The sequence below is a fragment of the Vibrio sp. 1167 genome (assembly GCF_033340375.1).
Classification (GTDB): Bacteria; Pseudomonadota; Gammaproteobacteria; order Enterobacterales; family Vibrionaceae; genus Vibrio; species Vibrio alginolyticus.
The window spans coordinates 1-1,194 of sequence record NZ_JAWOWK010000080.1 but is presented as its reverse complement, the minus strand read 5'-3'; the positions used below and the strand labels follow the sequence as shown (position 1 = coordinate 1,194).

Sequence of the window (1,194 nt, the reverse complement as noted above, 5' to 3'; positions counted from 1 at the left end):
AATTTACCGAAATATCTCCATTCAGAAGCCAACTATCACTACGCAAACCACGCGGCGAAAAACTGGCAAGAGCTCTACGTGGATTACTACGGCATGTCCCATGATGAAATGCTAAAAGCTGGTGGTTTATGGGCAGAGCATCAAGAGAAAAACCAAACACCAGTAACCCTGTTTGAAGGCATTGATGGCGTCATTAAAGAGTTTGCGCAGCTGCCTCACGGCATTTGCTCTCAAAACTCACAAAGCAATATTCGTCGAGTGCTGTCCGACAACGGCATCAGCGCGCCGTTTAAATCCATCATCGGGTATGATGACGTCTCGAACGGACACCAAAAGCCCGATGCGTACAGTGGCATCAAATGCGTTGAGTCGATTTTTGGTCACGCAGAAAATAGACAGCTGATGTACATCGGTGACCATGAAGCCGACACGCAATTCGCACGCAACATCGAACAGCAGTTGGGTGGCCAAAGTAAGGTGATTGCCGTTGCAGCAGCGTACAGCGGCGCGATGCCTGAGCGTTGGAGCGTGCAACCAGATTACGTGGCAAGAACGGTTGACGAGCTGTTTTCGATTATTGCTCAACACACGTAATTTTTGACTGCGGTTTAAGGCCAACACCTTGAATGCCAGCGCTCACCTTGCCCTTTCAGACATTGAAACAATTTTAGCCACTACACTGGAGGCCCCATGGTTACATGGCCATGTTTATTGAAACTCGATGGCGACGATGAACTTATCTATTTGCGTTCTCATGCCGATCTTGATTCCGAATGCGAAGCGCTCATTTTGGGGCCAGATGATTACGTAATTGACTCAAATGGCAACACGTTCGGATTGCAATACAACGATTCGAACACCACCGTTTTACAACCGGAAGAACGCACTCTGTCCGTCGAGGAAGTTACGTCACTCATCCAGTCGCATGAGTTTAGTCTCGCACAAAGGTGCATCATCAAAATTCACTTCACCTCGGTACAGCAAGCAGTTGAGGCATTAGCCAATTAGCTCGAACTCTGCTCCATTGATTACATAAAATTATTATTTTTATAATTTATGATAATTTCATGTAATTAACACCGCACCATATACTCTCCCACATCGAAACAAGACAACGTTTAAGTACACATGTTGGGAGCAAACAAATGAAAATGAATCATGTCGGTATTATGGTCGGAGATATGGACAAAGCGG

General features: G+C 45.9%; 2 protein-coding genes. Both read left to right on the top strand.

Features of this window, described 5'->3' with window-relative positions:
- Nucleotides 1–594, top strand: a 594-nt coding sequence (locus R7Z78_RS24515; RefSeq protein ID WP_169643811.1) for an HAD family hydrolase, incomplete at its 5' end; no start/stop codon positions are given.
- 96 nt (nt 595–690) lie between these two features.
- Complete coding sequence (locus R7Z78_RS24510) at nt 691–1,008, top strand: DUF4144 domain-containing protein (protein WP_025506254.1); 318 nt, start codon at nt 691–693, stop codon at nt 1,006–1,008.
- Nucleotides 1,009–1,194 lie beyond the last annotated feature (186 nt).